The sequence below is a fragment of the Synechococcus sp. PCC 7335 genome (genome assembly GCF_000155595.1).
Lineage (GTDB): Bacteria > Cyanobacteriota > Cyanobacteriia > Phormidesmidales > Phormidesmidaceae > Phormidesmis.
This window is the reverse complement of sequence record NZ_DS989904.1, coordinates 1943606-1967396: the sequence shown is the minus strand read 5'-3', so window position 1 is coordinate 1967396 and position 23791 is coordinate 1943606. Positions and strand designations below refer to the sequence as shown.

Here is a 23791-nt window from a genome sequence, read left to right as displayed (position 1 = left end):
AGTAGTCTTAGTTCCTAGTAGTCCGATTCCTCTTCGTATTCCATAACCTTCTTCTTTGGAAGATTAAGCGGTTTGGCTTCGATTAGCTCTTCTTCTTTCTCAGGGCCAGCTGGTTCATCCCACACGTCGCCTGTGATATCAATATCGGCTGGTGGTACGTCTACAATATCTGGTTGAGCTGGGCGCTGCTGCGATCGCATCTCTGGTTGAGCTTCCCTCTGGACCTCTCTTTGAGTTTCTCTTCGAGGAGACGCTTCTTCTTGCCAACGTTGTTCTTCAGGCGGCCTTTCCATCTGCCTTTCAGCTGGCCGCTCTCGCTGCATCTCTCTACGCACTTCGTTTCTCATTCCAGAAGGCAATTGATTAGACGCTGAAGTCGGCATCACATAACCATCACTTAGCCCTCTATCCCAAGCGGGGCTGGCCAAACCTAACCGTTCTAATAAGCCCACACTCAGCTGTACAAGCTTCTCCTCACTTCCCTCAAAAACAATAATCCGATCGGGCCCAGTACTGACAATTTCCTCAACCGGAAGTTCGTAGGTGCTGACCACTTGGTCTGGGATTTGAGGTAGTCCTAAAGAAGCCACCACAACCGTCTCTAGCTTGCCGGTGATCACATCAAATTTGAAACCACGCACTCGGCCCAATACTTCACCCGATTCGGTAATCACCTCGCTGTTGACCATGCTGCTAAAAGAGGCAACGTTAATATCACCATCTAGCACAGTGTCGTCATCGACTAGGATCACATCACCCATCTGCCGAATTTCGCTTAGCAGCATCACCTTCTCGTTATTGGCAATCACCTTCGAGAGTGCATTTTCCTGCAGGCCAACCGCCAAGACTTCTAGCCGATCCATATCGACCCAAAGCTGACTGACAACGCCAAGGCGACGGCCTGTACTTCGAGTGATTACCTGTGTGCCTACGATGTCAGAGCGGAGTCTACTTTGTTCGAAAGTCATGACGTAATCAAAAATGCCTCAAAACGGCAGCGCGGAGCTTGAGGGACTATACCTTATTAGGTGTCTATTGTATCTGACTGATTTCCGTTTGCTGTGGAGGGAATGCCGAATGGAGTTTAGGTTGCCTTGGCTAGGTTGATTCCTAATACCTGAGTATAGGCGCCACGTGCTTGGGTAACCCCAATGGTACGTTCGGCTGATTCGATCATCGGGCGACGTAGACTCACGACAATAAATTGAGCGAGTTTGGCTTGCTGCTGAATCATCTTAGATAGTCGCTCTACGTTGGCACCATCTAGAAACATATCGACTTCGTCGAAGGCGTAGAAAGGGGAAGGACGATAGCGCTGAAGGGCAAAGATAAAGCTAAGGGCGGTTAGGGATTTTTCACCACCGGACATAGAAGCGAGCCGACGAACTTGTTTGCCCTTTGGATGGGCAACGAGCGTAAGACCACCGTTAAAAGGATTGACAGCATCATCTAGCTGAAGGTAACCATCGCCATCGGAAAGTTCGGCAAAGATGGACTGGAAGTTGAGATTGACAGCGTCGAAGGCCTCTTTAAAGGCTTGCTTACGTAATGTGGTAAAGTTTTCGATTCTTAGCAGCAGCTCGGTGCGCTCTTCCTCAAGGGTCGTCAATTTGGCGGTGAGTGCTTCTAGACGCTCTAAGGTTCTCTCGTATTCTTCAAGGGCCAGCATGTTGACGGGCTCTAAGCTTTCTAGCCGACGCTGCAAAGACTTCAGGGATTTGTTCAGCTCTTCTAGAGTGAGTTCTTCGGGGATCTCAGGAAGCGGCTCGGGCAGTTCTAACGCCTGCTGCTCGATTGACTGGTGCAGATCGCGCAGCTGTTGCTGACGTAGGCTCTGGGTTTCTTGAAGTTTTTGTAACTGCCAGTGGTTTTGCTGCTGTTCGTTTTGCTCAATTTTAGATTGACGCTCGATTGTGTCACGGGCCGTCTTCTCTTGCTTGAGTTTGTCATCGAGAATAGCGATCGCACCTTGCGTCTGAGCAATGGTTCCTTGCAAAGTCTGCTGCTGCCGAGCAATTTCCGACTGCTGGTTGATCTGAGCCTGCTGCTGAGTGCGTAAGGCAGCAATTTGGTCTCTGCAGGACTGCAACTTCTCTTGTAGCCTTTGCTGTTGAGTGAGCAAATCTTGCTGTCGTTTCTCTGCGGATCTCAGTCTTTGCTGCTGCTCGTTTAACTGCGTTTCTAAGGCGCGCACCACGCCTTGAGCAGCTTGCCACTCGCCATGCGTTTCGGATTCTTCTAGCGCAGCTAGCGCCTGACGCTTTTCAACTAGCCCCTGTTCTTGAACTGCCAAGGTTTGCTCTAACGCTGCTAATTGGACGTGCGCTTGCGCATAGTCACTCTCGGTTTTTTCTAGCTGAGCTTTAGCCTGAGCGACTCGTTCTGTGATCGCTTGTCGCTGACGCTCTGCTTGAGTCGCCTTGAGCTCATTCTCGCGATACTGCTGACGAGCTTCGATTAGCTCCTTTGATTTTTCTTTAGCTTTAAGCGTGAGCTGGTTCACCTTTTGCTCACAGCGGATCAAGATAGCGTTGATTTCAAAAAGGCGATCACGCAGTGTCTGAGCCTCTTCAGACTCACCCGCCGAGACCGTACCAAAATGCAGCCGCCCGCGTTGACGCAAGCTTCCCCCAGTCATGGCACCGCTAGACTCTAATACTTCACCGCCTAGCGTCACAATCCGATACTTACCCATATTGCGGCGAGCTTCGGCCAGCGTTTCAAACACCACCGTGCTGCCGAACACAAACGCAAACACATCTGCATACTTATCGTCGCAGCAAATCAAATTAACTGCATAGTCCACAAAGCCGTCAGGCCGGTTCCACGGATCTATCGGCTTAAAGTGTGGCACCCGAATCTTATTTAACGGGAGAAAAGTCGCTCGTCCCGCCCGGCGCTGCTTTAACAGATCAATTGCCTTGGCCCCTACTCGGTCATCCTCGACCACCATAAAGCCCATTCGTCCACCCGCTGCAATCTCTAGCGCTAGCTGATAGGTGGCATCTACTTGACCTAGCTCAGCGACAATGCCACACAGCCCTTGCAGGCCACTGCGCTTTAATACCTCAGTTGCCTGCGTTCCTTGAGACTCCTTAATTGCCTGCTCTTGAGCCTCTAACTTATCTAATTCTCGCTGCTTTTCTCTCTGCTCATGCAACAGTCGATTCAACGTCTGTGTCTGCGTTTGCAAATCAGCCTCGATATCCACTACCGCCTGCGCTAGCTGCTGAATGACTGCCTGACTATCTGAAAGCTGACGCTTCTGCCCATTTTCCGATTCCTCTTCCTTACCCGCTTCTTCATTAGCAATCTGCGCTGTTAGCGCCGTCAATGCCTCTCGCTGCTCTGTTCGCTGCGGCTCTAGCCGACTAAGGCGCTCTTGCAGCCGCACCCGCTCTGTTCGCTGCGGCTCTAGCTGATCGAGCAGAGATTCTAGCTGGCGACGCAGATCCCTTTGCTGCTGCATCCAGGCTTGAGATTTACCGGCGATCGCAGCTGTCTCTTCCCGCTTAGCTTCTAGCTGAGTGATCGCTCTATCTCTTTCTGCTTTAATTTGCGCTAGCTCTTCGTCCGTGAGCGATCGCGCTCGCCGGCTCACATCAGTCAGTTCACCTTCTTGGTCTTGAATGGCAGCTTGAGTCGCAGCTAGCTGAGCTGATATATCGCCAGTAGACTTGCCTAACAATTCTGATTGTCTAACAAGCTGTCGAAGCTCTGCCTCTTGTGTAGCAAGCTGAGCTTGCAAAGCCAGATATTCTTCTTCACCTAACGCTTTGACTTTGACATTGAGTGCTGCTAGCTCAGTCGCAGTCGCTTCCATCTTCTCAGTCAAGGCAGCGATCTTCTGCTCAATCGCTTCGCCTGCTCGATGACCCTGATCAATCTGACTCGCTAGCTGTTCGGCCTGCTTTTGGCGCGATCGCCACTGCATTACCCCTTCCCACGTCTGTCTCTCTTGCAGTGTTGCTTTGATTTGCTTGTACTTTTCCGCCTTCTTGCGGTCCTGGTCTAGTCGATCTAGCTGAGCAATCAGCTCCACCTCTACAATCCGAAAGCGCTCTTCTCGTTCCTTAACCACATCTAGCTTTGACTTAGCTTGATTGATCTTGCGATCAAAAGAAGCCACGCCTGCCATCTCATCGATTATCTCCCTGCGCTCGCGGGCATTCATCGAAATGATGCTGGTCACATCGCCTTGGAGCACGACGTTATAGCCTTCCGGGTAGATGCGAAAGCGCTGCAGCTGCTCGTGCAGCTCATTCAGCGTACAAGGATCGCCATTGATGTAATAGTTCGAGGTATAGGTGCCCTGCGCAGTTACTCGCAGCCGCCGGGTAACCTTCCATTCTTGAGGCAGCAAACCTTGAGAGCGACCGTTGCGATCGCCGTTTGCATCCTCTGCGCCGTTACCGCGATGACCATTTGCGGTAGCACCGTTTTTAACAGCACCGTTAGTCCCGCCATTCGTATCGCTAGCTACCACAGCATCTAGCGCTGACTCGCTGGCGGATAAGTCTAGTAGCTGAAAGTCTCCGGCCGTATCAGAGGAATCGGCGTAGTTGGCTACTACATCGACTATCGTTACCTCTGTTGAGGCTGCTTCTATGGCGATGCCTTCTCGATTTTCAGCAGGTGCAGCCTTAGTCACCTCTGAAGTCATTAGCCTGTCAGCAACATCGCTAATATCAAAAGTAACGGTAACAATTGTCTCTACTGTAGAGCGCCGCTTAGCCTGGTTTTGATTCACCAGATCAGGCAACCGCTCCGCTCGCATGCCTCGAGAACTCGCCAATCCCAGACAAAACAGGAGCGAATCTAGGATGTTTGATTTACCAGAGCCATTAGGCCCGGAAATAACTGTAAATCCCGGTAACAGTGGAACATCTGTTGCTCCACCGAAGGACTTGAAATTTGAGAGCTCAACTCTTTTTACGTGCACTCAAGCGGCGCACCAAGCAGTGCGTACGTATGTACCATCAAAAATAGCATTGAATAAGTCGTATTCTTAGCAGAGAATGGCGAAAAGATCATCTCTTTTTACACAATGTCTCAAACAGGGACAGTTATCCTTAGTCGAACAAAACACGTTATACCAGCAGCTATTTCTAGCTAAGTCGTTTGATTTGAACTCTTTTTCAATACCTCAATAGCCTAGGCTATTGAAGATGTTAAGTTGCTTTTTGCATCTTTAGCTTAGGCATCCTTGTAGGGTGTGCTTTTGACGTGTCTTTTCCCAAATTGATTGTGCCAACGCTGCTAACGCCAACTCTACTAGGATTTGATCCAGGACGCGATAAATGTGGAGTGGCTGTAGTGGGGCTAGACAAGGCGCTACACTATCACCAGGTAATTTCGTCACCAAATGTATCGGCGACAATCCAAAATCTGCGAGAGACCTATCCGATTTCCTCAATTGTGATGGGCGATCAGACTAGATCTAAGCAATGGAAAAAGCAGCTCGGCAATCTGCCAAATGCACCGAGGATTGTGCTGATAGACGAGCGGTATAGTTCCTTAGAAGCACGCGATCGCTACTGGGAGATGTATCCCCCAAAAGGCATCACTAAGCTACTGCCTCGAAGCCTACGTAGCATTCCTCGCCCGATTGACGATATCGTTGCCATCCTGCTAGTAGAGCGGTACTTGAATAGACTTTCAGGCGAAGACTAAACTCTCTCCTTACTATCGCTTTGGTCCTGTCGCTGTGGTCACTTAGCTTACGACATAGTGCTTACGACATAGTCGTTGGCGATAACCCTTGTGTTTCGACAAGCTAAGTGACTCGCCATGCACGAATGCATCCGCACATGGCTATACATTTTCAAAGCTCCGCTCGAATTGTAAATGAATAATCTCCACCCGGCTCTAACTGGTAGTCAAACTGCTCTAAAAAGCGGCCTAAAGGCTCTTGGATCAAAGCCCTTCCCAAAGAAGGCTCGACAATTAGCTGGCCCATGCGAAAGCGCCATCGGAAATGCCATTCAAACTCATTTGCACTCACTTCGCCCTCAATCCTGCCGTTCTGCCAAGACTGATGGGTGATTCGGACGTAAGCGGTGGTAGCAGGTAAATGTTGACTCGAACTCACGCGGCTTAGCAATCCTCCATACGGCAAAACCCAACCTTATATAGGTCTAAGACCTTTTCTAGATACTACAGCGCTTCACCTATCAAGCATTTGTACTTACCTTTAATTTCTCTTTCCCTTAATAACTATCAAAAAAAGATTTTGCAAGCGTTCACTGCTGATATCTGCCTTCTCTCTATTCAAGAGATCGCTAAAGACGGTAGCCTATAGGCTGGCCCCTTCGCTCTTTGTGTGAACTTATCGTGCCTAAAGTTGGCATCATCTACAACGACATAAAGCCGATAGCTGCAACAGCCGCCAGAAAGCTTGCTCAGCGCTTGAAACAGCGTAGCTACAAGGTTTGCTTAACGACTGGCATCGCTGGTATCTTGGGCTATTCTCAGCCGGGTAAGCCGGTTTGTCATACCCCCATCGAGAGCCTAGTCCCGCTAGGATTCGACCAAGAGATGGATTTTGCTGTGGTGTTTGGCGGAGATGGGACTGTCCTCTCAGCTTTTCGTCAGATTGCACCCAAAGGCATTCCACTGCTTGCTGTGAACACTGGTCACATGGGTTTTTTGACAGAGATCTATCTCAACCAGCTAAACGATGCGGTTGATCAAGTGATTGCAGGTAATTGCCATCTAGAAGAGCGGGCAATGGTGCTAGTGAATCTATATAGCCAGGGAAATCTGAGCTGGGAAGCACTGTGTCTGAACGAGACAGTCATGCAGCGTCAGCCGCTGACAAGCATGTGCCACTTTGAGGTGCAAGTAGGCCATCATGCCCCTGTCGATGTAGCGGCAGATGGAATCATTATCTCTACACCAACGGGGTCTACAGCCTATTCTCTATCTGCTGGAGGACCGGTAATTGCCCCAGGCGTGTCTGTATTACAGCTCATCCCGATTTGTCCTCATTCGCTGGCCTCTCGGGGGTTAGTTTTTCCAGATCATGAGCCAGTCACAATCACATCGGCAAATCCAGAGACGCTAGTGATGGTTGTCGATGGCAATGCTGGCTGTTATGTAGGACCGTCTGATCAGGTAATTTTGGTGCGATCGCCCTACACTGCTAAGTTTATTCGTTTAAAGCCGCCTGAGTTCTTCCGAGTGCTCAGAGAAAAGCTAGGCTGGGGACTGCCTCATATCGCTAAGCCAACTTCGGTAGAGCTACCCTAAGTGCTAGCCGGATTAACCCTCTTTTCCTTCCTTGCCACTACCACGCTTTTGCTAGCTACCTTCTGTTCTATCTAGCTATTTTTGTCCTATGAGTCTGCCGCCTGCTCTACCTAACTTACCTTCAGATACTTCGACACCTCCGTCCTATCCGTACACAGTGCTAGTGCTCGAAAGCGATGAAACCCTAGCGCATAGAATTAGCGTAGATCTGCATGAGGCAGGCTATACGCCCATTGAGGTCTATAGCATCCGAGCCGGATTAGCCCAGGCGCGAACGGCAAGGCCTGCCCTGATTGTGGTCGCAAGACGACTCAAAGACGAGTCTGGACTTGATTTGTGTCGCCAGTTGCGCAATGAGCAAAACCGCGTGCCAATCTTGCTGATGATGACCCACAACGAGCTAAGCGATCGCGTTGCCTGTCTAGAATCGGGCGCGGATGATTACTTTCTATCGCCGTATCGTAGCGATGATTTTATCAATCTCGTCAATACTTACCTAAAACCAGAAACCACCAGCAGCGAGCAACTTAGATTCGCTGATATGGTTCTAGACGTTAGCCAACGGCAGGTTCTTCGTGGCAATCGCATAATCGAACTGACGATGAAAGAATTTGAGCTGTTGAAATATCTCATGGAACATCCGCGTGAGGTGCTCACTCGCAAGCAGATATTAGAAAGCGTATGGGGCTACGACTTTATCGGTGAGTCAAACGTTATCGAGGTTTACATTCGCTATTTGCGGCTCAAGATGGATGAGGAGGGTGAGAAGCGCCTGATCCAGACGGTGCGTGGTGTAGGTTATGTTTTGAGAGAGACCTAAGGGGTAGTTAGAAGGAGTCGTTAGTAGAGCTAATTAATATGAGTCAAAACGATGGGTACCGAAATCTTCAGCGATCCCAGATTTCACTCAGGCAGCCATATACTCGATGGGCTGTTATCGTTGCCGCGTTTGTCTTGTGTCAAACAGTCTTGGTTAGTTGCTCTATGTCCGATCCAACCCCAAATCAGATAGCTAACGAGACCTCTAGTCCACCCTCGGACGAGCCAGTCATCACACTCAACGGCCCAGGGCAGCTGCTACCGGTCACTGCGATCGCCCAGATACAGGAAGAAACTTTCGAGATAGAAGTGGCTAGAACCTCTGCCGAGCAGTCTTTGGGACTAATGTTTCGATCGGCTTTACCCGACAATAGGGGGATGCTCTTTCCCTTTGATCCCCCCAGGCGAGTGAGCTTTTGGATGAAGGACGTACCAGTAGCGCTGGATATGGTGTTTTTGAAAGAAGGAGAGGTAGTGGCGATCGCACCAGAAGTTCCTCCTTGTCCTGCTTTGCCTTGCCCTTCGTATGGGCCTAATGACCAAATCGTCGATCAAGTATTAGAACTACGTAGCGGTCGTGCTGCCGAAATCGGTCTGCAAGTTGGCGATACCGTTTATATCGAAGCGTTACCGGGCTACAGCCTCTAATAGACCTCGAAGGTAGGCAGAAAAATGTGGACTCGGCATCGGCCAGCTTTCCTTTGCTGGCAGCGACATCCTCTTCACCGATATCAATGAGATACTAGCTACCCTCACGGGTGTAAATACAACCAGCTTAAGCAACACTTAGTTCGTGCTGGTCTAGATAAAGCGCAGGTGCGGAAAGTCTAGAAGGTGCTTTGGCCTCTGAAGAAGGTACGCAAGTGCTGGGTAAAAACTAGGCAAAAGCTAGAAAGTGCGAGCGCAAAATTCTACATCTGCGTAGGAACGCGCTCAGTATCGCTTGCGAGAGTGTTTATTAGAATCTTCTTGACTTCTGGCAATTACGTATAGCAATGCGCGGATGCATACTCAAAGAGAAGGCCGCGCCTACGGCAATCGCTATGCACCCTGCATTGTGCAACAAGGGCTGTAGCCTTTCGTGGTGCAGTAAGCAAAGTGCGCAAGGCTATAGTGATCGAATAGCACGCCGTTCCATACGAAAAACGACACTGGTAGGTTTGCAACAAATAGCCCCTTTTTACCCAACCACTAGCAGGCTACTGTTCAAGAAGCTTTCCTACGTATATCAGTAAAGGCTGTATATCAATAAAGGCGCTGAACTCAATCGAGCCGCCATTTTAACGGCTGAGCGCTAAAGACGACTATTTAGCTACTTCAGGGCCAGCGGTTAGAGCGGTCCGCCTCTAATTCCTCTTTAATTGTCCGTACATATTTCTAAAGAAAATCTTAAGACGTGCTTTAGAGAGAGGTGTTTTTTGTTCGATCTACCGTAGGATTACTGAACTAAACACAAAATCTTTTTTTCTTAATCGAATCTAGGGATCAAGGAAAAGGGATTAATAAACCTTGAATAACCCCGCTTCTACCGATTTATGGTTTCGAGAGACGACACGAAATTAGTTCAGTTCTTGCACGAAGAGCTTGCAATTCCTTCTACCTCTATCAAGCAGGCACTACAGCAGTCCAAACAAGATTCTGCGCCGCTACCAATGGTGCTTTGGCAACAAGGCGTACTTACGCTGCAACAGTTAGAAAGGATATTTGACTGGATGGAGATAGCGTAGGCTAGAGTGAGGTGCTCGCTCTTTGTCTAGATAAACGTTAGTTAAAATCACATTTCTGGATTCAATAAACTAATTGACTTTTCCAAAACGGCGTTCGCGTCGCTGAAAGGCTTTCATTGCTTGGTGAAACTCTGATGTATCGAAATCGGGCCAGAGCGTATCAGTAATGTAAAATTCCGAATAGGCGAGCTGCCATAATAGGAAGTTGCTAATTCGCATCTCACCACTGGTACGAATCAGCAAGTCAGGATCGCTGATATCAGATGTATACAAATGACGGCTAAATAGCGACTCGTCAATATCTTCAGGGTTGAGATGGCCTTGTTTCACTTGGGTCGCGATCGCCCGACAAGCCTGTAAAATTTCCTGCCTCCCGCCGTAGTTTGTCGCCACTGAAAAGCGAATACCATAGTTTTCCTTCGTCAGTGTTACCGCACGGTCAATCTCCTTTTGAAGCGTTTCAGGCAACGCTAGCAAATCGCCGACAAACTCAATGCGAACATTTTCCTCCATCATTTCCTGTAGCTCCTGACGAAGCACTCGCTCGAATAGCGTCATCAGGAAATCGACTTCCTTGGTAGGGCGTCCCCAGTTCTCAGTAGAAAATGCATACGCCGTCAGTGCCTCTACTCCCCAGTCCCGGCAGCAGCGCAACAGCTTTTTGAGCGTATCAACTCCTTTTCGATGGCCCATGATCCTAGGGAGCCCTCTACTTTTAGCCCAGCGACCGTTGCCATCCATGATCACCGCCACATGAGAGGGCATCTGGCCCTGCGCTAAGTCTGTGGGCAGTCGTGAAGAATCTAAGGCTTTAGCCGTCATTTCTTTTCCTGAGGGGTAGGGCTAGGAAGTTTTCGCCTGATCTTGCGCTTAAGAGTATTCAAAAAGCGGATAGCTTTCATACTCAACCGCTTACCGAGGCTGCGAAGCTGCGGTGCAACCGTATCGGCATCAGCAGAGGGAGAAAACTTCTCCATCAACAATTCTTTCAGTTTACTGCTGGTCAGGGGCCGATTTAGCGTTCCTTTCTCAGCGACAGAGATGGAACCCGTTTCTTCAGAAACTACCACACACAGGCACTGCTCCACCCGTTCGGTGATTCCCATTGCTGCACGATGTCGGGTACCTAGCTGTCTAGAGGCATCCCGTTCAGAAATAGGCAAAATCACGCCTGCTGCTAGTATGCGCGAGCCTCGAATCAAGACGGCCCCATCGTGCAACAACGTCGTTGTCTGAAAAATAGTTTGCAGCAGCTCTCTTGAAAGTTCGGCATTAAGTCTGACACCCGGCACTGAAAAGTCGCTTTCTTCAATCGGCTCATCGGTTTCTAGAATCATCAGCGCACCTGTGCGATTTTGAGAAAGCCCTTTCACTGCCTCTACTAGCTCATCAATCACGCTGTTTGCGGTAGAAAGATGGCTTTCTTGTCCGATAAAAAGCTGCGCGACTTCCCCTTTGCCGATGGACTCTAGTAGCCGCCGAAAGTCAGCCACTAACATCACAGCTAGCGAAACAGAGGCGCCTAACAAAATCTTGTCCATGAGGAAGCTCAGCACCCTAAGGCCCACCACTCGGCTGAGTAGTGTGGCTGCCATCAGGAGCATTAGTCCTTGTACCATCCACATCGTACGGCGATCGCGAATCACCGATAGAACCGTGTAGACCAGCACAAAGACTAAAACAATATCAATAAAGGTGATATACAAGAGTCAGACCGATTTCACCGGGTTGTGCTGTTCAATCCTCGTATACTACTGCGCCAGGGGGGTTACTGTGCGGCAGGTCTAAGCATATCTGGTAAACAGTCATGACTCATCAAATCGGCGTAAGTTTCTCGGCGTAAAATTAGATCCGCCTTACCCTGATTGACGAGCACAGCCGCCGGACGAGGCACCCGGTTGTAGTTAGAGGACATGCTGTAGTTATAGGCGCCCGTTGCAGGGATCACTAGAACCTCGCCCGATTCGAGCGTAGGTAGATAAGCCGAGTGAATGACCACATCTCCAGATTCACAGTGTTTTCCGGCTAGCGTGACTGTTTCACTCAAAGGTGCAGACATTTTACTAGCTGCAAGAACACGATACACCGACTGATAGGTAATCGGCCGGGGATTATCAGACATCCCACCATCGACAGAAACATAGCTACGGATGCCTGGGACGCACTTCTGCCCGCCCACTGTATAGGCGGTCACACAGGCCGAGCCAATCAGCGATCGCCCTGGCTCACACAGCAGCTTGGGATAGGGCAAGCCACTAGCTGTACAGGCCGCCGTCATACTTTCACAGACGGTCTTAGCCCACTCGTCGATACTCGGGGGATCATCAGACTCTGTATAGCGAATACCCAGACCGCCACCAATATCAATTTCTTCAATTGAAAGACCGTATTGACGAGCGCTTTGAAACCAGCGCATCATCACATTAGCCAAGTCACGATGGGGCTGCAGCTCAAAGATCTGTGAGCCAATATGAGCATGCAAGCCAATGCAGTTAATGTGCTCTGTTTTGTTCGCGATGAACTCAAAGACTTCTTCTAGCTGATCTGGGTCAAAGCCAAACTTGCTGTCAATATGGCCAGTCTGAATATATTCATGGGTGTGACATTCAATACCTGGGGTCAGACGAACTAAAATTGTGGCTGTTGTCCTAGCGTCTTTGGCGATCTGCTCAAGCGTCTTGAGTTCGTGCCAGTTATCAACCACAATCCGGGCATCGGCATCGAGTCCGAGCTGAAGCTCCTCAATAGATTTGTTGTTGCCATGAAAGTAGAGCATCTTCCCAGTAGCCCCCGCGGCGATCGCAGTGCTAATCTCTCCACCAGAGACCACATCAATAGCAATTCCTTCTTGAAGCGCGATCGCACACACTGCCAAGCAGTTCCAAGCTTTGGAGGCATAGACAATCAGGGACTCGCCCGGATAGTGCTCTTCAAAAGATTGTTTGTACTGCCGGCAGGCCGTCCGTAGCGTTTGTTCATCTAATATATAGAGAGGCGATCCGAACGTTTCGAGCAGCTCTACCACATCGCAGCTACCCACTGTCAGATGGTCTTTATCATTAACGTCTGCAGTTAGAGGTAAGAGGGTTTGATTAGGCGATGTATCAGCAGCAACCTCTAACAGGTATTGCCGGCTAGAAACAGGAAGGTTTGAAGGGGTGGGCACTGCTGAAATCGTGGAGACCATGAGAGAGCAAGAGAAAGTAGAGGCTATCTAATTCAGTGTACAGTTGACGGCTAGGTAGACAAACATTGATTTGGGAAGCGCAATCGCGATTGCTTCACTCCTCAAGCGTGATCCGCTCAAGCACGCTTATTTTTTAGCTTAATTTCTTAGCTTGTATTTTTTAATTGTGGGCTTTAGCGTAGAACATGATCGTAATCGCGGATGAAAGCTTCGTCTATCTCTTTTAACTCAAGGCCTAAATTAGACCCTGTCTTGAGCTGCCTACCTATGGTTGCAGCTGATATCTCAGCTGTCCTTGCCCTTGACCAGCGGTGTCTGGGAGGATTATGGACCCGATCAGGATACGAGCGCGAGCTAGATAGCGAGCACAGCGATTTACTGGTGCTAGTGAAAGCAAGCAGCGTCGAGCCGATCAATTCTCGACTGACTCAAACATCTCCAAAGCTAGTTTCTACAACAGAGCCTGACGATGCTCACACGCCTCAGACGAGTATCCAATCTAACGTCGATGCCCAAATTAGTGCCCAGAGCAATACCTTAATCAATACCCAGATTACTCCTAGCAATCCTAGTAGAAAGGGGCAGCAAGTAGAGCTTTTGGGAGTAGGCTGCCTATGGGCAATTCTTGAAGAAGCACATATTACAACACTGGCTATTGACCCAAAATATCAAGGACAGAAACTAGGACTATGGTTGCTAGCCCAGCTATTACAAAAAGCATATAAACGTGGCTTGACCCGGGCAACCCTAGAAGTTCGAGCAACAAACAAACGGGCTCTATCGCTCTATCAAAAGTTTGACTTCAAAGAAGCAGGTATACGCAAACGCTATTACGCTGATGGAGAGGACGCTTCGATTCTGTGGCGAACTGGACTACAAACTAAAGACTGCTTGGCACAAATAAACCGCTATCAAATGCAGGCAACGGCACAGCTAAGAAAGCAAAACTATCGCTTCTACACAGAAGATTTTCAACTCATCTAAGCTCAGGCTACGTACACCAGTTATCTACTTAGCTCTATAGCCATCCGGTATAAAAAGCGAAAAGCTGCACTAGCGGTCGAACTAACCCGAACAAGGAGAAATAGAATAGGGTTAGCAATGCTCTAATGCGTGGTTACAGCGATGGATAAGGCGTTTGTTCGAGAGACTGCGGCTGTTGATAAAGTTGAGCAGATAGCCGAGCTCAAAGCGTTCATCCGTAAGGAACGAGATGCGCGTCAGGTGAAGAAGGCGCTGGCGGTCAAACTGTTGTACGAAGGGCACGGCTATCAAGGCGTCGTCGATGTTCTGAATGTATCGCTCGGCGCTATCAGCGAATGGAAGCAGTTGTACGAAGCGTCCGGGCTAGCTGGGTTTGTTCCCCAGCACAAGGGCAAGAAGAGCTTTCTAAGTGGTGCTGAGAAAGCAGCGGTGCTGGCTTGGCTAGGTAGCAAACGTATCTGGACGCTCGGCGAGCTAGAGAGTCATCTGGCAGAAGACTACGATGTGGTCTATGCCTCGAAACAGAGCTACTACGACCTGTTCGAGTCAGCGGGTATCACCTGGAAGAAGACAAGCAAAGTCAACCCGAAGGGCGATGCTGAGGCGGTGGCGGCAAAAAAGCCGACATCGAGCGCTGCTTGGCGCACTACCGAGACGAGATAGGGCGTGGGCAGCTCAGAGTGCTGTTCATGGATGAATGTCACCTGATGAGTGCTGACCTGGAAGGCTACGTTTGGGGTACTAGAGGTCAGCGCGTCGAGGTGCCGATTGTGAACGAACGCGACCGGCAAACTTACTACGGTGCGCTCGACTTGCTGAGCAAGCGCGTGTTGTTTGGGGCTTACGGCGCTGGCAACACGGCTAACACCATCGCCTACTTGCGGTACTTACAAGTGCAGTTCCCACAGCAAAGACTACTGTTGCTATGGGATGGGGCGAGCTACCATAGAGCTCATGAGATTCGAGACTTCCTAGCACGGACCAACGACGGCCTACCAGCGTCGCAGTGGCCGATTCACTGCATTCAGTTTGCGCCCAACGACCCGACTCAGAATCCGATTGAAGATGTTTGGCTACAGGCAAAGAACAGTGTGCGACGATTGGCAGGACTGAAGCCATCATTCAAAGGCGTCAAGTTCTTGTTCGAGCAATTCTTGTCGCTGGAAGTCTTCGACTTTCCCAAGATGCACATGTACGGCTCGTTTTCACAAATCATCTAGGATGGCTATATCTAGCGCTGTATGTATCTGTATCACCATGCATCAACGGTTTCACCTATTGAGAATGTCCAAAGCTAAGTGACCGAAGCTATAGATAGGTATTAGCACCTATTAACACGTAGAACTTGCTAGATAGACTCAGCAATCTTCATTGAACCAGCTAGCAGAAATGTCAAATATTTTCTGCTGCATTTGCATCTTTATGTTCAGACAAAAGACACTTCTATTGTTAAGTTTTGAAAACCCCTATTTTCTTTTACGAAAAGAGAGAAATTTTGTACCGAAGTAGTGAACACCGCCCACTCTCTACGATTTTTTGCTGTGCTAGAATCTCCATAACCAGCCCGTAGCAGGTGATGGAAAACCGCCATGTTTGAACGCTTTACAGAAAAGGCCATAAAGGTCATCATGCTCGCTCAAGAAGAGGCCCGTCGCCTCGGTCACAATTTCGTGGGTACTGAGCAAATACTTTTGGGACTCATCGGAGAAGGTACCGGTGTGGCTGCAAAAGTTCTTAAATCCATGGGGGTTAATCTCAAAGACGCTCGCATTGAAGTTGAAAAGATTATTGGCCGCGGCTCTGGATTTGTCGCTGTTGAGATTCCGTTTACGCCTAGAGCTAAGCGTGTTCTCGAGCTATCGCTTGAGGAGGCTAGACAGCTGGGCCACAACTACATAGGAACAGAGCACTTGTTGCTTGGCCTTATTCGTGAAGGGGAAGGCGTTGCTGCTCGCGTTTTGGAAAACCTTGGTGTTGATCTTTCTAAGGTTCGCACTCAAGTCATTCGAATGTTAGGTGAAACCGCTGAAGTCTCTGGTAGCACTAGCAGTCAAGGCAGAACCAAGACACCGACACTAGACGAGTTCGGCGCTAATTTGACTCAGATGGCGGCTGACGGCAAGCTCGATCCAGTTGTAGGACGTCAGAAAGAGATTGAACGCGTTATCCAAATTTTGGGACGTAGAACTAAGAATAATCCTGTGTTAATTGGTGAGCCAGGTGTAGGAAAAACTGCGATCGCAGAGGGTCTTGCCCAGCGCATTGGCAATAATGACATTCCAGACATCCTAGAAGACAAGCGCGTCGTTACGCTCGATATCGGTTTGCTCGTAGCCGGAACGAAGTATCGAGGTGAATTTGAAGAAAGACTTAAGAAGATTATGGAAGAGATTCGCGCCGCTGCGAATGTGATTCTAGTGATCGATGAAGTTCATACCCTAATTGGTGCCGGTGCGGCAGAAGGCGCTATTGATGCGGCCAACATCCTTAAGCCAGCGCTAGCTAGAGGCGAGCTGCAGTGTATTGGCGCTACTACGCTCGATGAATACCGTAAGCATATTGAGCGAGATGCCGCGTTAGAGCGTCGCTTCCAGCCAGTGATGGTCGGTGAACCTAGCGTAGATGAGACCATTGAGATCTTGCATGGATTACGTGATCGCTATGAGCAGCACCACAAGCTAAAGATTCTAGACGATGCGCTAGACGCTGCTGCTAAGCTATCTGATCGCTACATTTCTGATCGTTATTTGCCAGATAAGGCCATCGACTTGATCGACGAGGCGGGCTCTCGCGTTCGCCTATTAAATTCGCAACTGCCACCAGCAGCGAAAGAACTAGACAAAGAGCTACGTCAGGTGCTTAAGGACAAGGACAACGCGGTTCGTTCTCAAGACTTTGATAAAGCTGGCGAATTGCGCGATCGCGAAATGGAAATTAAAACCGAAATTCGCACTATTGCCCAAACCAAAAAGGCTGAAGACGCCGAAGATGCCAAAGCAGACTCTCCAAAAGTCACTGAAGAGGATATCGCTCATATTGTGGCTTCCTGGACTGGCGTTCCAGTCAATAAGCTAACCGAAAGCGAATCTGAAAAGCTGCTGCATATGGAGGATGTTCTACACCAGCGCTTGATTGGTCAAGACGAAGCGGTTAGAGCTATCTCTAGGGCTATTCGCCGGGCCCGCGTCGGTCTAAAGAGTCCAAACCGTCCGATTGCGAGCTTTGTCTTCTCCGGGCCGACTGGAGTGGGTAAAACTGAATTAGCAAAATCACTGGCGACTTACTTCTTCGGTGCAGAAGAGGCAATGATTCGTCTTGATATGTCTGAGTTTATGGAACGTCACACCGTTTCTAAGCTAATTGGTTCGCCGCCGGGCTATGTCGGCTATAACGAAGGGGGTCAGCTTACCGAAGCCGTTCGTCGTCGTCCTTATACTGTTGTGCTCTTTGATGAGATCGAGAAAGCGCACCCAGATGTCTTCAACATGCTGCTGCAGATCTTAGAAGACGGTCGACTGACTGATGCTAAAGGTCGCACAGTAGACTTCAAGAATACGTTACTGATCTTGACCAGTAATATCGGTTCTAAAGTAATCGAGAAAGGGGGGGGTGGTCTCGGTTTTGAGCTGGAAGCTGACCAGGCCGAATCTCAGTACAATCGGATTCGCTCTCTAGTCAACGAGGAACTAAAGCAGTACTTCCGTCCTGAATTCTTGAACCGTCTAGATGAGATCATTGTCTTCCGTCAGCTGACTAAAGACGAGGTCAAAGAGATCTCGGTTATCTTGCTCAAAGAGGTCTTCAGTCGTCTAGAAGAACAGGGCATCACTTTAGAGGTGACCGACAAGTTCAAAGACAGGCTGGTAGAGGAGGGCTACAACCCCAGCTACGGAGCTAGGCCGCTGCGTCGAGCCATTATGAGATTACTAGAAGATAGTTTGGCAGAAGAGATTTTGTCTGGACGCATTCAAGATGGTGATACTGCTGTGGTTGATGTCGGAGAAGACGGTAAGATCGTAGTCAATTCTTCTAAAACAGAGACTCGCGAGCTGATTTCTGCAGCTGACTAAGCGAATTGTTTGAGCCAATTGTTTGGTAGCTAGCTTCGCTAATAGCTAAAGGGGATGCCTAGAAGATATTTTTAGGCATCCTTTTTTTGTCTTCAAGCAGATTATCTTCATAGCGATCGCCCGGTGCATTTGACGATTGCTAAACACTTAGGTCTATATGCACCAACCGTTCCAGCTATTGCGCGTGTGTAGCGCTAGGTAGCGAACGCCATAGTAGTCTATAGATGTAGCTTTGGAAGTACCTACAGCGGCGCTATCGGATCAAAGAAGTCGAATGATATTGAAGAATATCAGAATCAATTCTGAGATCTTCTAAGAAGTTTTGTAAATAGACGTAACGCTGTCTTGCGTTACTCAACAATCGAAATCGATAATCAAAGAAAGCCTTGGAGCGAGCATTTGTTTTGTGGCTTGGCTTAGGAATTTGTAAGACGTAACTGGTGGAGTTGCCATGATTGGTGGGATATTTGAGACGATTGGTAAAACTCTAGGAGTTGGGAAAGAAAAGTATTTTTTAGAGCTCGACGACGCGGCTGAAGAAACGGCAAAAGGTCTCAAGCAGTCTGCGGCCGCAGCAACCAAGACGGCTAAATCTGCTTTGGAGACAGCAAAAGATGCCACTGTAGAAGTTGCAGAAAAAGCGCAGGAGCTAGTGTCTGATACAGTTTCTGATACAGCAGACGAAGCGGTAGATCAGGCGAAGTCTACAGCTAATACCGTCGCTAAAGAAACGGCTGAAGTAGCCGATAAGGCGACAGACCAAGGTAAGAAGGCTGTAGCTAAGGTGAAGCAGACAGCGAACAAGACAGCGGATCAAGGTAAAGCCGCAGCCAAAGATACGGCTGAGACTGCCAAAGCAACTGTTCAGTCAGCGCCATCAGCGGAAGATTTGATTGTCAATGCGATCGCATCGACCATGCCTAAGAAACAAACGGATAATGACGGCAACATTCTAGAAGCGGTTACAAACTTCTCTACCGACTATCTAATGACCCCAAGCCGCGCTAGACGTCGTCGTCCCGGTCCTAGCCTCTCACCCTTTAAAGGCATGGCAAAAGAGGTCAATCCTAGACTCAAAAGCTAACTTAGCGCCAGACTAGCTCAACATCTAGTTCAGCATCAGGTTTGATTAGATTAGCCGCAGGGAGAAAGCTCTTCCTGCGGCCTTTATTTTTCCCGGTCGCTTCGCTGCCTATCGAGTAGCGTATGCCGAGAATGGTTCTCTGATAAATCGGATATAGAGATGCTTGAAAGTAGAGCGTAAGACTCTAGGCGCACCAAAGTCGATTGGCATCATCTTGTCTGGAAGCTTCCAATCATCAATGCTTAGCTCACTGGGTTGATTAGCAAGGAAGTCTATTTCTGAGAGCCGTGGACACAAGCCCAACCGGGTCGATTCTACGATAGTAGGTAGCTGGCTTGGATCGACCCCTAAGACATCAACCATAGCCCGGTCCAACGCAAACACATCATCAGAAGCACCCAAGACGCCTAGTTCTCTAGGTTCGCCCCCGCTTGGCCCATTACCTTCATGTCCGACGATGCCGTCGATGATAGTTAGTTGCGGTGAGATGGCTCGAGCTGTTTCGACCAGCATCGTACCAAATCGCTGGCGGTCTTTCCCAGCTTCCATATGCCACCAGGCTTTCATTTTACCGGGGACGCAACCAAATAAATTTTTCACCCCTAGCGTTACGGTGAGCTGGACATGAGATTTAACTTTAGGTAAGTTGATCACCACATCGGCTTCCATCGCCTCTTTGGAGAGCAAGAAGTTGTCGAAGTCCTGGTTTTCGATAGCGTAGCGCTTGCCGTGCATCTCTACGATGGGCAGGTCGATTTTGTTGGCCCATTCCAGCAGACCGTTGGCTTCGGCCACGCCGCGAGCGCTGCCAAACGCTGGGCTATCGCCGATGAAGGGGTTGCCGCCGACTGCCTGCACCATCTTGGCTACGCAGTACACTATTTCAGGGCGGGTTGTGCATTCTTTGGTAGGACGTGAGCCTGTGAGCATATTGGGCTTGAGCAAAACGCGATCGCCTGGCTTCACGTAGCGTGCCATGCCGCCCATCGGGGCAAGCAACGCCTCTAGCCGCTCAGATAAGGCTTCGACTTCGTAACCCTTGGCGCGAATAAGACTCACTGATGGCATAAGGCTTCCTTTTTTCTGGGCGATCGCATTGAATCAATTGCAGTAATTCTCACATATATCTCTTAATGCTAACCTTTTGGGCCAAGACAAGTGGCACCTGGATCAACGTAGCGCTAGTCCTTCTAGGCACCGGTAGCGGTCTGCTAGTACGCAACCAGCTATCACCAAAGATGAGAGTCGTCATCACTCAAGCAATGGGTCTGACCACTATCTTTATTGGTATCTCTATGGCTCAAGATCTGTCTAAGGCCGAGGTCAGCAGCATCGCAGGCGTCATTCTGGCGCTGATATCACTAGCTATCGGCGGACTATTGGGCGAATGGTGGCAAATAGAGAATCGGCTCACAGGATTAGGAGACTGGCTGAAAACTCGATTCAAAGGAGGTAGCCGCTTTACCGAAGGCTTTGTTGCCTCTAGCCTATTGTTTTGCATTGGGCCGATGACCATTCTAGGTAGTCTAAATAACGGTCTGCTAGGAGACAGCACAATTCTAGTGGTCAAAAGCACTATGGATGGTCTTGTCTCTATTGCCCTTACAGGAACTTACGGCATCGGCGTTGGCTTCTCGATACTACCAATCATTATTTACCAGGGAAGCCTTTCTCTGCTTGCCAGCGCACTAGGACAGCTGATTCCTGATCCGACTACAGCGCCTAGTATCTTCTTACTCACTGGCATCGGCGGCATTATGCTCTTAGGGCTAGGGCTTAACCTACTGGAGTTTAGAAAAATTCATGTGGCTTCTTTTCTACCAGCGCTAGCAGTAGGACCGCTAATTAGCTGGATACTCGTTCGCCTTATGTAGCTTTTTTCGTGGTTGCCGCTGAATATAGCGATGTGAGTCAGTACCAAACTTTGGACCGTAGGCTTGAGTACCGTTCCGCGTAGTGTAGTCTTGAAGCAGCAGATTAAGGGCAAGATTGTCAATAAAAACTAAAAGCTCGGCACCTGATAAGCACCGAGCTTTTACACCTAATTGGTGGCGGGGCATGGATTTGAACCATGGACCTTCGGGTTATGAGCCCGACGAGCTACCAGACTGCTCTACCCCGCGATGGGAACGCTCCCTTGAGCGCTTAACAAGTATAGCTGGTTACTTCCAAAAATTGTGGCACTTTCTCAAAAAGTATTTCAAGTAGTGATCTAGGAAGCATTTTAGAAAGCGGCTGGAACTGTCTAAATCATGGACATTTCGCCGACAACTTCGATGCGGGTGTACTTACCTGGCATCATAAATTTGTCGGAGAGCGTTTCAGAAACGTCGGGTGTAATCCAGCCAAACTGCTTTAGTAGGTAAACAGCAGTAGCGTACTTCGCTCGTTTAGAGCCATCTACGGCTTTGACGGCAATGCCCATGCCTTCCCCAACGCGGCCAATGCACTGAACGCCTTCTGCGCCCGCTTTACTAACTAGCTCGCCTTCTGTGAGCTGCATCAGCTGCGTATCGAAGCCTTCTGGGCCGGCGATCATCTCTGGGTAGCTAGTCATAGCGCGGACGATGCGCTCCATCTCTAAACTATCGCCAGAGGTAAGCTTGGCAAAGAGGGTAGCCATCTGGCTGAGCTGCATCAAATAAGTAGGAACCCCGCAGCTGTCATGAGCGCAGATAAACTCGTCAGCCGGCATGCCTAGAAGTTCAGCAATGCGAGAGGCTACTAGCTTTTGGACAGGATGCGATCGCTGCATATACCCATCCAAAGACCAACCTTTCTGCTTGCATACTGCTAGCATGCCAGCATGCTTACCCGAACAGTTATGGGCTAAAGGGGTTGTCTTATCAGAAGGAACAGGACACTGCAGAGCTGTTGGATCAGCATCACAGCGCCACAGAATATTAAAGACCTGGCGAGTCTGCTCGATGCTGCCGTGGTGCGAGCTACAGATAATCGCTAGATCTTTGTCAGTCAAGTTGAAGTGATCTAGGGTGCCTGTACCCGTCACAGACATGGCCTGAAATGGCTTGAGCGAAGAGCGAATGAACGTACCTAGCTCTGGATCGCCGGCGCTCGCCAGGACGCGGCCCTTAGCATCACAAGCGACTGCATGAACCTTGTGCGTAGATTCGACAATTCCTTCTCTTAGGAGCTGGACTGTTAATAGTGAGGAAGAATGGCGATTCGTCCTATTCATAGGATCTTGTTTCCGTATGTAGACGTTAGGTAGACGGTCGGGGAAAGGAGGATGACGAGTCGTCGCATTCAGGTCATCACAGTCAAGTAATCGCGGTCAAGTGATCCAGTCCAATCAGCCGGGTCAATCACCCAATCCAATCACCCAGTCAAATAAACTGCCAGGTGACGAAACTAAAGGCAAGGATGCCGCACAACGCAGCAAAGGTTTTCTGCAAACGCAGCAAAATCGGCTTGACCTGGTAGTCAGCAATCAGGCGATCGCGGTTAAATATCTCTTCTGGTTTTTCCCATACTTGACCGTCATACCAACCAGATTCTTCGTAGAAAACGGACTGCCCAGAGAGGCGATCGCATACATGATTCCAGCCAATGTATAGCTGGACTAGAGCCAGCACAGGCAAAATCAGCGCCCCTAGAGAAGCGCTAATCATAAATTGAAGCGGCAGCTTAGCAGGTACAAAGCTCACAGCCGCCATCGGGCCAACGACTAACCAGCTCAGTAGCCAAAGGCTGATAATAGGCACTAGATATCCTTGTAGCGATCGCGCTCCCCAACGATAAAACCAGGATTGGCTCATGCTTTCGTACTCCTTGATCGGAATTTGATCAACAGGAACCGGACACCGAGCACTGATGGAACTCTTTTTAATATCGCCGTTCATCGGTTTTACACAAAAGCTCCTTTGAAAGTGTCTTATTTTACTTTTTTGATGACGGTAAGATTCAGCTACTTTCAAAACTAGCAAGGACCTAGCGAAGACTGACTGACACAAATTAACCAATAGGGCTCACTCGTAGAGCCTACTTACTAAGTCAAGCAGCACTAAGTCAAACAACCAAACCTGCCGAATCTAACTACTCACCAAATCTCCACCAACCTAGCTAAGACTATCTGCTTTAGGCTGTCTCACGATCAAGCGCTGAAGTCGGCTGAAACTCAATTCGTTCGGCATGACCCCAAAATGCCTCTAGATCGTAATATTCGCGGTCGCTTGGCATAAAGATATGAACAATGACATCACCGTAGTCTTTAAGAACCCAGCGACCTTCGCTCATGCCTTCAGTGCGAAGCGGCTGTCTGCCAAAGTTATCTTCGATGACCCCTTCTATCGTGTTTGCGATCGCCCGCACCTGCACATTAGAAAAACCTGTAACAATCACGAAGTAATCAGCCAAATAAGAAATGTCACCCGTTTGTAGAATCGTGATATTGCCCGCTTTGCGATCATCTGCTGCTTCTGCGATCATCAGTGCCAACGCTTTCGCATCTTCATCAACCGGCGTCTTAAATTCGCTATCTACACTGGGCAAAACTTCAGTCTCGGGTGTGGCATCGACTGAGGCTGCTAACTCAGGAGCGTCACTGACTATCTTATCGGCCATAACTTTTGGGGAATCACTCAAAAGGTCTTATCCTTCCTTACGATCTGTCTACGCTTCTATTCTACTAAACACCCTATCTATCTAT

The 23791-nt window shown here is 49.1% G+C and carries 20 protein-coding genes and 1 tRNA gene; 10 read left to right on the top strand and 11 right to left on the bottom strand.

The window, feature by feature from the left end:
• Positions 1 to 14 precede the first annotated feature (14 nt).
• Both S7335_RS08615 and smc read right to left on the bottom strand, forming a co-directional pair.
• Complete coding sequence (locus S7335_RS08615) at positions 15 to 968, bottom strand: PRC-barrel domain-containing protein (protein ID WP_006453707.1); 954 nt, start codon at positions 966 to 968, stop codon at positions 15 to 17.
• 116 nt (positions 969 to 1084) lie between these two features.
• Positions 1085 to 4942 (bottom strand): chromosome segregation protein SMC, encoded by a 3858-nt coding sequence (gene smc, locus S7335_RS08610; RefSeq protein ID WP_038015932.1) that lies wholly within the window; start codon positions 4940 to 4942, stop codon positions 1085 to 1087.
• A gap of 284 nt (positions 4943 to 5226) precedes the next feature.
• Between smc and S7335_RS08605 the strand changes: the two genes are divergently transcribed.
• The gene (locus S7335_RS08605; protein WP_006456563.1) at positions 5227 to 5673 is read left to right on the top strand and encodes a pre-16S rRNA-processing nuclease YqgF; all 447 of its coding nucleotides are present in this window, start codon (positions 5227 to 5229) and stop codon (positions 5671 to 5673) included.
• A gap of 151 nt (positions 5674 to 5824) precedes the next feature.
• Here the strand turns inward: S7335_RS08605 and S7335_RS08600 are convergent, their stop codons facing one another.
• Entirely contained in the window at positions 5825 to 6091 is a 267-nt protein-coding gene (locus tag S7335_RS08600; protein WP_038015929.1) for a DUF3146 family protein, read from the bottom strand.
• 242 nt (positions 6092 to 6333) lie between these two features.
• On the opposite strand from S7335_RS08600, the gene S7335_RS08595 reads away from it, so the two are divergent.
• The 4 genes from S7335_RS08595 to S7335_RS08580 all read left to right on the top strand — a co-directional run bounded on the left by S7335_RS08595 (position 6334) and on the right by S7335_RS08580 (position 9797).
• Positions 6334 to 7251, top strand: a complete 918-nt coding sequence (locus tag S7335_RS08595) for an NAD(+) kinase (RefSeq protein WP_006457566.1) — start codon at positions 6334 to 6336, stop codon at positions 7249 to 7251.
• 88 nt (positions 7252 to 7339) lie between these two features.
• The gene (gene nblR / locus S7335_RS08590; protein ID WP_006455978.1) at positions 7340 to 8071 is read left to right on the top strand and encodes a response regulator transcription factor NblR; all 732 of its coding nucleotides are present in this window, start codon (positions 7340 to 7342) and stop codon (positions 8069 to 8071) included.
• Between the two features lie 164 nt (positions 8072 to 8235).
• Entirely contained in the window at positions 8236 to 8718 is a 483-nt protein-coding gene (locus S7335_RS08585; RefSeq protein WP_157620137.1) for a DUF192 domain-containing protein, read from the top strand.
• Between the two features lie 887 nt (positions 8719 to 9605).
• Positions 9606 to 9797: a DUF2949 domain-containing protein gene (locus S7335_RS08580; protein ID WP_038015926.1), complete on the top strand. Its 192-nt coding sequence runs from the start codon at positions 9606 to 9608 to the stop codon at positions 9795 to 9797.
• A 69-nt stretch (positions 9798 to 9866) separates the two neighbouring features.
• On the opposite strand, the gene S7335_RS08575 is transcribed toward S7335_RS08580, so the two are convergent.
• The 3 genes from S7335_RS08575 to lysA all read right to left on the bottom strand — a co-directional run bounded on the left by S7335_RS08575 (position 9867) and on the right by lysA (position 12984).
• The gene (locus S7335_RS08575; protein ID WP_006456801.1) at positions 9867 to 10619 is read right to left on the bottom strand and encodes an isoprenyl transferase; all 753 of its coding nucleotides are present in this window, start codon (positions 10617 to 10619) and stop codon (positions 9867 to 9869) included.
• Complete coding sequence (cdaA, locus tag S7335_RS08570; RefSeq protein WP_006455921.1) at positions 10616 to 11503, bottom strand: diadenylate cyclase CdaA; 888 nt, start codon at positions 11501 to 11503, stop codon at positions 10616 to 10618. The genes S7335_RS08575 and cdaA overlap by 4 nt, the downstream gene beginning before the upstream one ends.
• Before the next feature lie 62 nt (positions 11504 to 11565).
• On the bottom strand, positions 11566 to 12984 hold the full coding sequence (lysA, locus tag S7335_RS08565) for a diaminopimelate decarboxylase (RefSeq protein ID WP_006456744.1): 1419 nt from the start codon (positions 12982 to 12984) through the stop codon (positions 11566 to 11568).
• Positions 12985 to 13251: 267 nt separating this feature from the next.
• Here lysA and rimI point away from each other — a divergent pair, with 267 nt between their 5' ends.
• From rimI to S7335_RS08540, 4 genes are all read left to right on the top strand, one after another.
• On the top strand, positions 13252 to 13968 hold the full coding sequence (gene rimI, locus S7335_RS08560; protein ID WP_006454612.1) for a ribosomal protein S18-alanine N-acetyltransferase: 717 nt from the start codon (positions 13252 to 13254) through the stop codon (positions 13966 to 13968).
• A gap of 141 nt (positions 13969 to 14109) precedes the next feature.
• A protein-coding gene (locus tag S7335_RS29445; protein ID WP_369791677.1) for an IS630 family transposase occupies positions 14110 to 15188 on the top strand; the annotation gives its coding sequence in 2 pieces (ribosomal slippage) (positions 14110 to 14581 and positions 14581 to 15188; 1080 coding nt in all).
• Positions 15189 to 15557: 369 nt separating this feature from the next.
• Positions 15558 to 18038: an ATP-dependent Clp protease ATP-binding subunit gene (locus S7335_RS08545; protein ID WP_006454749.1), complete on the top strand. Its 2481-nt coding sequence runs from the start codon at positions 15558 to 15560 to the stop codon at positions 18036 to 18038.
• A gap of 451 nt (positions 18039 to 18489) precedes the next feature.
• On the top strand, positions 18490 to 19122 hold the full coding sequence (locus tag S7335_RS08540) for a hypothetical protein (protein WP_006456191.1): 633 nt from the start codon (positions 18490 to 18492) through the stop codon (positions 19120 to 19122).
• Between the two features lie 108 nt (positions 19123 to 19230).
• On the opposite strand, the gene S7335_RS08535 is transcribed toward S7335_RS08540, so the two are convergent.
• Positions 19231 to 20190 carry a DUF362 domain-containing protein gene (locus S7335_RS08535; RefSeq protein WP_006455175.1) on the bottom strand — a complete coding sequence of 320 codons (960 nt, stop codon included), beginning with the start codon at positions 20188 to 20190 and terminating at the stop codon, positions 19231 to 19233.
• A gap of 65 nt (positions 20191 to 20255) precedes the next feature.
• Here S7335_RS08535 and S7335_RS08530 point away from each other — a divergent pair, with 65 nt between their 5' ends.
• The gene (locus tag S7335_RS08530) at positions 20256 to 20996 is read left to right on the top strand and encodes a DUF554 domain-containing protein (RefSeq protein ID WP_006454200.1); all 741 of its coding nucleotides are present in this window, start codon (positions 20256 to 20258) and stop codon (positions 20994 to 20996) included.
• Positions 20997 to 21168: 172 nt separating this feature from the next.
• On the opposite strand, the gene S7335_RS08525 is transcribed toward S7335_RS08530, so the two are convergent.
• The 4 genes from S7335_RS08525 to rsfS all read right to left on the bottom strand — a co-directional run bounded on the left by S7335_RS08525 (position 21169) and on the right by rsfS (position 23706).
• Positions 21169 to 21245 (bottom strand) — tRNA-Met (locus S7335_RS08525).
• Positions 21246 to 21367: 122 nt separating this feature from the next.
• A complete protein-coding gene (locus S7335_RS08520) occupies positions 21368 to 22321 on the bottom strand; it encodes an asparaginase (protein WP_006455584.1) in 954 nt (317 codons plus the stop codon).
• A gap of 148 nt (positions 22322 to 22469) precedes the next feature.
• Entirely contained in the window at positions 22470 to 22985 is a 516-nt protein-coding gene (locus tag S7335_RS08515; protein WP_006453766.1) for a CGLD27 family protein, read from the bottom strand.
• A gap of 235 nt (positions 22986 to 23220) precedes the next feature.
• Positions 23221 to 23706, bottom strand: a complete 486-nt coding sequence (gene rsfS / locus S7335_RS08510) for a ribosome silencing factor (RefSeq protein WP_006453637.1) — start codon at positions 23704 to 23706, stop codon at positions 23221 to 23223.
• Positions 23707 to 23791: the final 85 nt, after the last annotated feature.